Annotated in this window: 6 protein-coding genes and 1 tRNA gene; 2 read left to right on the top strand and 5 right to left on the bottom strand. The window is 73.0% G+C overall.

The features are described 5' to 3' along the window. Nucleotides 1-1035: DoxX family protein (locus tag EF903_RS26915; RefSeq protein ID WP_125547443.1), on the top strand; the 1035-nt coding region annotated here is incomplete at its 5' end. Nucleotides 1036-1104: 69 nt separating this feature from the next. Here the strand turns inward: EF903_RS26915 and EF903_RS26910 are convergent. The 4 genes from EF903_RS26910 to EF903_RS26895 form a co-directional block, all read right to left on the bottom strand. After that, entirely contained in the window at nucleotides 1105-1902 is a 798-nt protein-coding gene (locus EF903_RS26910) for a nucleotidyltransferase family protein (RefSeq protein WP_125547441.1), read from the bottom strand. A gap of 89 nt (nucleotides 1903-1991) precedes the next feature. Next, nucleotides 1992-2405 (bottom strand): hypothetical protein, encoded by a 414-nt coding sequence (locus EF903_RS26905; RefSeq protein WP_125547439.1) that lies wholly within the window; start codon nucleotides 2403-2405, stop codon nucleotides 1992-1994. Nucleotides 2406-2591: 186 nt separating this feature from the next. Continuing rightward, a complete protein-coding gene (locus tag EF903_RS26900; protein WP_125547437.1) occupies nucleotides 2592-3683 on the bottom strand; it encodes an ABC transporter ATP-binding protein in 1092 nt (363 codons plus the stop codon). 338 nt (nucleotides 3684-4021) lie between these two features. After that, on the bottom strand, nucleotides 4022-5335 hold the full coding sequence (locus EF903_RS26895; protein ID WP_260615979.1) for a transposase: 1314 nt from the start codon (nucleotides 5333-5335) through the stop codon (nucleotides 4022-4024). A 162-nt stretch (nucleotides 5336-5497) separates the two neighbouring features. Between EF903_RS26895 and EF903_RS26890 the strand changes: the two genes are divergently transcribed. Next, nucleotides 5498-5573: transfer RNA gene (locus EF903_RS26890), tRNA-Thr, on the top strand. A 59-nt stretch (nucleotides 5574-5632) separates the two neighbouring features. On the opposite strand, the gene EF903_RS26885 is transcribed toward EF903_RS26890, so the two are convergent. Next, nucleotides 5633-6349 (bottom strand): FAD-binding oxidoreductase (locus tag EF903_RS26885; RefSeq protein WP_125547435.1); only part of this gene is annotated, 717 nt, incomplete at its 5' end.

The raw sequence follows: 6349 nt of genomic DNA, 5'->3' as shown, positions 1-6349 counted from the left end.
CACCCGGACGACACCCTCCGCCGCACCCCCGCCGACAGCCGCGCGCAGGCCTCGTACTACCCCGGACGCCGCATGAACCTCGGCGTCGTCCTCCTCCCCCTGCGCGTCTTCCTCGGCTTCATCTCCATCTACGCCGGCATGGGCAAGCTGTGCGACCCCGTCTACTTCGACGGCGGCGAACGCGGCTCCATGGTCACCTGGCTCCGCACCCTCCACCCCTGGGCCCTGGCCGAACCGCTCCGCGACTTCGCCCTCGCCCACCCCGTCGGCGCCGGGCTCAGCGTCGCCTTCCTCCAGGTCATCGTCGGCGTCCTCACCGTCCTCGGACTGTGGCAGCGCCTCGCCGCCTGCATCGGAGCCCTGCTCTCCGCCGCGCTCCTGATGACCGTCAGCTGGAAGACCGTCCCCGCCTACGACGCCCCCGACATCATCTACCTGGCCGCCTGGAGCCCGCTGATCATCGCCGGCGCCCCCGTCTACTCCCTCGACGGACGCCTCGCCGGCGAAGCCTGGCGGACCCTCGGCCCCCGCTCCGAGCTGTGGACCCTGCGCCGCCGCGTCCTGCGCCGCGGAACCATCATGGCCACCGTCGTCTGCGGACTCACCCTCCTCATCGGCTCCCTCCTCGGCGGAGCCGTCCGCTCCAGCACCGTCGTCACCGTCCCCGGACCCGGCGAGGCGCCCAGCAACTACCTGCCGGGCTCCCCGCTCCCGAAGCCCCCCGCCAAGTCCCGGCAGCCCCAGCAGCAGCAGTCCCCGACCCAGCAGCCCTCCAAGTCCCCGGAGCCCACCGCCACCCCGTCCCCCTCCGCGAAGACGGGCCGCACCACCTCGGGCACCACCTCGCGGCAGACCTCCGGCACCGGCTCCCAGCCCACCGCGTCGACCCGCACCGGCAGCAGCTCCGGCACCGGCACGGCCCCGAAGCAGTCCACCCCCAAGCCCCCGTCGAGCGGCACCGGCACCCGCAGCGGCTCCACCGGCGGCGACACCCCCTCCACGAAGCCGGGCCTCGTGGGCGGCCTCCTCGGCTGACACACCGGCAGCACACGAGCGGGGCCCGGCGCGGACAGCGCGCCGGGCCCCGCTTCCGTGCAGCCCCGCTCAGGAACCGCCCTGGGCGGCCGCCAGTTCGCGGGCGGCCTCCGACAGGTCCTTCGCCGTGTCGATCGCGCGCCAGTACGCGCCTTGGGGCAGGGGGAAGCCGGCCAGGCGGCGTTCGCGGGCCAGGCGGGGGAACGTCGTCCGCTCGTGGTCGCCCACGTCCGGGAGGAGCGCCGCGAAGTCCGGCGCGAACACGTACACCCCCGCGTTCACCTGGTACGGCGACGGCGGAGCCTCGATGAAGTCCAGGACCTGCCCGAACTCGTTCGTCTCCACCACCCCCCACGGGATCCGCGGCCGCGCCAGCGCCAGCGTCGCCACCGCGCCGCGCTCCGCGTGGAACGCGGCCATCTCGCGCAGCGAGAAGCGCGTCCAGACGTCCCCGTTCGTCGCGTACCAGGGGGCGTCCGGGGACGGCAGGTGCCGGGCCGCGTACTTGAGGCCGCCGCCCCGGCCGAGCGGCTCCTCCTCCACCACCGTCGTCACCCGCAGCGGCAGCTCCGCCCCGGCCAGCCATTCCTGGAGGACGCCCGCGAGGTGCCCGCAGGACACCACCGCGTCCGTCACCCCCTCCGCCGCCAGCCACGCCAACTGGTGCCCGATGATCGGCACTCCGGTGCCGGGGATCTCCACCATCGGCTTCGGCCGGTCGTCCGTATACGGCCGCAGCCGCGACCCCTGGCCGCCCGCCAGGACCACCGCCTGGGTGGGAGCCTGCGCGAGCGGGGCCGGGATCGCGGCCGCGGAACGGGTGGAGCGGGTGGAACGGGGGACGGGGGGCGGTGGCACGTCGGTCATGGCCGCCAGCGTAGGGGCCCGCCCGGGGAAGCCGGACCGGGCGCCGCCGACCCGGATGCCGGGGTCCGGCGCCTGGCGTCAGCCCGGCGTCAGCCCATCGAGGCCACGCCCGACGCGTACGACGTGTCGCAGACGGGGCGCGCGTACGACTGCGCCTTCGTCGGGCCGTACGCCTCCACGGCGGCCCGGCCCAGTGCCCGCGCGATGCCCGCGCAGTGGCCCGCCAGCGACGGCCGCCGGTCCACCTCCTGCTGCAGGTGCGTCAGGACGTCGCCCGGCTGCTCGCCCGCCCGGAGCTCCCCGAGGAGCTTGTCGCGCAGCACGTCCTGGGGGGCGCGCGGCTTCGCGGGCAGGGAGACGTCCTCCGCGGACGCGGTCAGGATCCGGGACGAGCTGTTGTCCGCCCACGGGACCATCGTGACCGCGAGGGTCCCGGACAGGACCATGACGACGGGCAGGACCAGGGCGAGGGATCGGCCGATTCGGCGGGCAGTGTGGGTCACGAAGGGGAGAGTAGCGCTCAGTGCGGTTTCGACGACAATTAGTCACCCGGTCGAGGGATGGTTCGACGTGGTTTTTCGATTCCCGTGTTGACGACTCGGTGCGGACCGCCGCCGAAAGCCGCAAAGGGGTGCCCCCCGGCGGGGGCACCCCTTCACACGGCACCGGTGTCCGTCCGGCGCGCGCCGTCAGTCGGACAGGCGGGCGCCCGTCGAGGTGGAGAACACGTGCATCTCGTCGGCGCGCGGCACGACGTGCAGGCTGGAGCCCTTCTCGGGGACGTTGCGGCCGCCGACGCGCACCACGATGTCCTGGCCGCCGCCGTCCGCCTTGTCGGTGCGGCCGTACACGTAGCCGTCCGCGCCGAGTTCCTCGACGACGTTGACGGTGATCGTCAGGCCGCCCTCGGTGCCGATGTCGAAGTGCTCGGGGCGCACGCCGACCGTGACGGTGCGGTCGCCGGCGTCCGCGGCGGCGGTGATCGCCTCGCGCGACACCGGGACGACGGTCTCGCCGAACTTCACGCCGCCGTCGGCGATGGGGACCTCGACCAGGTTCATGGCCGGGGAGCCGATGAAGCCGGCCACGAAGAGGTTCGCCGGGCGGTCGTACATGTTCCGCGGCGTGTCCACCTGCTGGAGCAGGCCGTCCTTGAGCACGGCGACGCGGTCGCCCATGGTCATGGCCTCGACCTGGTCGTGCGTGACGTACACGGTGGTGATGCCGAGGTCGCGCTGGAGCGCGGCGATCTGCGTACGCGTCGAGACGCGCAGCTTGGCGTCGAGGTTCGACAGCGGCTCGTCCATCAGGAACACCTGCGGCTTGCGGACGATCGCGCGGCCCATGGCGACGCGCTGGCGCTGGCCGCCGGAGAGCGCCTTCGGCTTGCGGTCCAGGTACTGGGTGAGGTCGAGCATCTTCGCCGCGTCCTCGACCTTGCGGCGGATGGTCGCCTTGTCCTCGCCGGCGATCTTCAGGGCGAAGCCCATGTTGTCGGCGACGGTCATGTGCGGGTACAGCGCGTAGTTCTGGAACACCATCGCGATGTCCCGGTCCTTGGGCGGCAGGTGGGTGACGTCGCGGTCGCCGATGCGGATGGCGCCGCCGTTGACGTCCTCCAGGCCGGCGAGCATGCGCAGCGAGGTGGACTTGCCGCAGCCGGAGGGGCCGACGAGGACGAGGAACTCGCCGTCCTCGATCTGGAGGTCGAGGGCGTCGACGGCGGGCTTGTCGCCGCCGGGGTAGAGCCTGGTCGCCTTGTCGAAGGTGACGGAAGCCATGGGGGTGCATCCCTTCTACCGGCAGGAACGTGCCGGACGATCCGAGTGGAAGGAAGTGAGTGGTCTGGTCCGCAGAGCGGACTTCCGCCCGACGCTACCCCGCAATCCGCCTCCTGTCAGCACCCGCCCCCGCGTGACGTCCGCCTCGGCAGGGGGCGGGCGGGTGGGGGCGGTCGGGCAGAGCACCGCTCTTTTGGCCGTTCCGCGCCCTCGCGGGCTGCGGTTCCTGCTTCACTGCCCACTGCCGCCGAGGGGCCGGATGGCCTACCCCGGACGGTCTGACACGGGCTCCACAGGCAGGACGGCCGACGGCCCGTCGGCCCGGACCTGCGTGGTTCCTACGCCGCCGCGACTGCCCCCGCCGGATCGGAGGCCCGTACGACCGCCGGCTGCCGCCCGCCCGGCGGGAGGGCCGCGACCGCCTGCTCGTACAGCCGCAGTCCTTCCTGCCGCAGGTTCCGGGCGGCGTTCACGTCGCGGTCGTGGACGGCACCGCATGCGCCGCAGGTCCAGGACCGCACCGAGACGTCGAGCCGCTCCCCGTGCGCGTGGCAGGCAGAGCAGCGGCGGGTCGACGGGAAGAACCGGTCCACGATTACCAGCGTGCGGCCGTACCACTCGCACTTGTACCGGAGCATGCGCAGCAGCGTGCTCCAGGCGGCGTCCGCGATCGACCGGTTCAGCCCGGCTTTGCGGCGGCGCCCGGGACCGGAGCGGGAGCGCACCAGGTTGGCGACTGCCAGCTCCTCCACCACGAGCACTTGGTTCTCGCGCACGAGGCGGGTGGTGAGCTGGTCGAGGGCGTCCCGGCGGGCGTCCGCGATCGCGGCGTGGAGCCGGGCGAGTCTGGCGCGCGCCTTGCCGCGGTTGGCGGAGCCCCGCTCCTTCCGGTGCAGCTCCCGCTGGAGGTGCGCGAGCTTCCTGCCGTACGTGCGGAGGAGGCGGGGGTGGCCGGCCCTTGTGCCGTCGTCCAGGGTGGCCAGCGCTGCCAGACCGAGGTCGAGTCCGACGGCCCGCGGGGTGGTGTGGTCAGGGCCCAGGGCAGGCGGCAGTGGCGTGATGTGCTCCTCCACGAGGATCTGGAGGAAGAAGCGCCCGGCCCGGTCGCGGGTCACCGTCAGCTTCACGGGCGCCGCACCCGGCGGGAGCGGGCGAGACCAGCGCACGTCGAGCGGTTCGGACTGCTTGGCGAGGCTGATCAGGCCGGTGCCGGGCCGTTCGGGGTCCTCGCGCCAGCGGAAGCCGGTGCGCACGTAGGTCGCGGAGTCCCTGGACCGGTTCTTCCGCTTCGGTTCGGGGTGGGTGGCCGTGCGCTGGAAGAAGCGGGAGAAGGCCGCGTCGAGGTGCCGCAGGGACTGCTGGAGCACCGCCGAGGAGACGTCGCGGAGCCAGGAGGTCTCCGCCGTGTGTCTCCAGCCGGTGAGGGCGCGGCAGGTTTCCGCGAAGCCGACACGGAGGCCGTGGTCGCGCCAGGCGGTCGTGCGCAGGACGAGGCCCTGGTTGTAGACCCATCGACAGGCGCCGAAGGTGCGGGTCAGTTGTGCGGCCTGGTCTTCGTCCGGATAGAAGCGGTAGCGGTAGACGCGCGGCCGGGGTTCCGGTCCTCCCGTAGGACTGGCGGGGGGCGAGGCGGTGTGGTCGCTGCTGTTCATGGTCGCCCCCTCCCGCGTGCGGTCCGGCCTTCGGGTGTGCACGTCCGTACGGAGAACGAACGTGCGGGCGGTTGGTTGCGGGAGGCGGGAAATCGCCTTCGCTGCGGGGGCGTGGGGCTGTGTAAAGTGGGGGCGATCTGTGTGCTGTGCAGCGTCACACATGCCGCCTTAGCTCAGTTGGCAGAGCAGTTCACTTGTAATGATCAGGTCATCGGTTCGATTCCGATAGGCGGCTCCATTCCACGGGTTGAAGACCCCGGACCTCAGGTCCGGGGTCTTTCTCGTGTGCCTGCGGGGTCAGTGGCGGCCTGCGATGCGGTTGGCCAGGCGGGCCAGGGGGGTTGTCGTCGGGGTGTGGGTGGCGGCCTCGCGGCGGTCGGCCTCGCGGTAGGCCGCGTACAGGGCGTGGACTCCGAGCCAGCGGAAGGGTTCCGGCTCCCAGGGGCGCACGCGGTGGTTCACCCAGGGGAGGGTGGTCAGCTCGGTGGTGTCGCCGAGGACCAGGTCGCGCAGGGTGCGGCCGGCGAGGTTCGAGGTGGCGACGCCGGAGCCGACGTAGCCGCCGGCCCAGCCGAGGCCCGTCGTGCGGTCGAGGCTGACGGTGGCGCACCAGTCGCGGGGTACGCCGAGGACGCCCGACCAGGCGTGGGTGATCTCCACTCCGGCGAGGGCGGGGAAGAACGCCGTCAGGAGGTGTGTGAGGGACGCGACCGTCGACGCGCTGGTGCTGCCGTCGTTGTCGGTGCGGGAGCCGAAGCGGTACGGGACGCCCCGGCCGCCGAGGGCGATGCGGCCGTCGGCGGTGCGCTGGGCGTACATGTAGGCGTGGGCCATGTCGCCGAGGGTCTCCGCGCCGTCCCAGCCGATGCGCTGCCAGGTGGCTTCGGGCAGCGGTGCGGTGACGATCATCGAGGAGTTCATGGGGAGCCAGGAGCGCTTCTGGCCCTTGAGGGACGCGGTGAAGCCCTCGGTGCAGCGCAGGACGAACGGGGCGCGGACCGTGCCGTAGGGGGT

Origin of the sequence: Streptomyces sp. WAC05292 (assembly GCF_003949955.1) — a bacterium.
GTDB classification, from domain to species: Bacteria; Actinomycetota; Actinomycetes; order Streptomycetales; family Streptomycetaceae; genus Streptomyces; species Streptomyces globosus.
This window is presented reverse-complemented; position numbering and strand designations above follow the sequence as displayed.

Bases quoted from the DNA above. Each gene is read 5' to 3' on its own strand.
- EF903_RS26910 (WP_125547441.1), bottom strand. From the start codon at position 1,902: ATGACCGACGTGCCACCGCCCCCCGTCCCCCGTTCCACCCGCTCCACC.
- EF903_RS26900 (WP_125547437.1), bottom strand. From the start codon at position 3,683: ATGGCTTCCGTCACCTTCGACAAGGCGACCAGGCTCTACCCCGGCGGC.
- EF903_RS26895 (WP_260615979.1), bottom strand. From the start codon at position 5,335: ATGAACAGCAGCGACCACACCGCCTCGCCCCCCGCCAGTCCTACGGGA.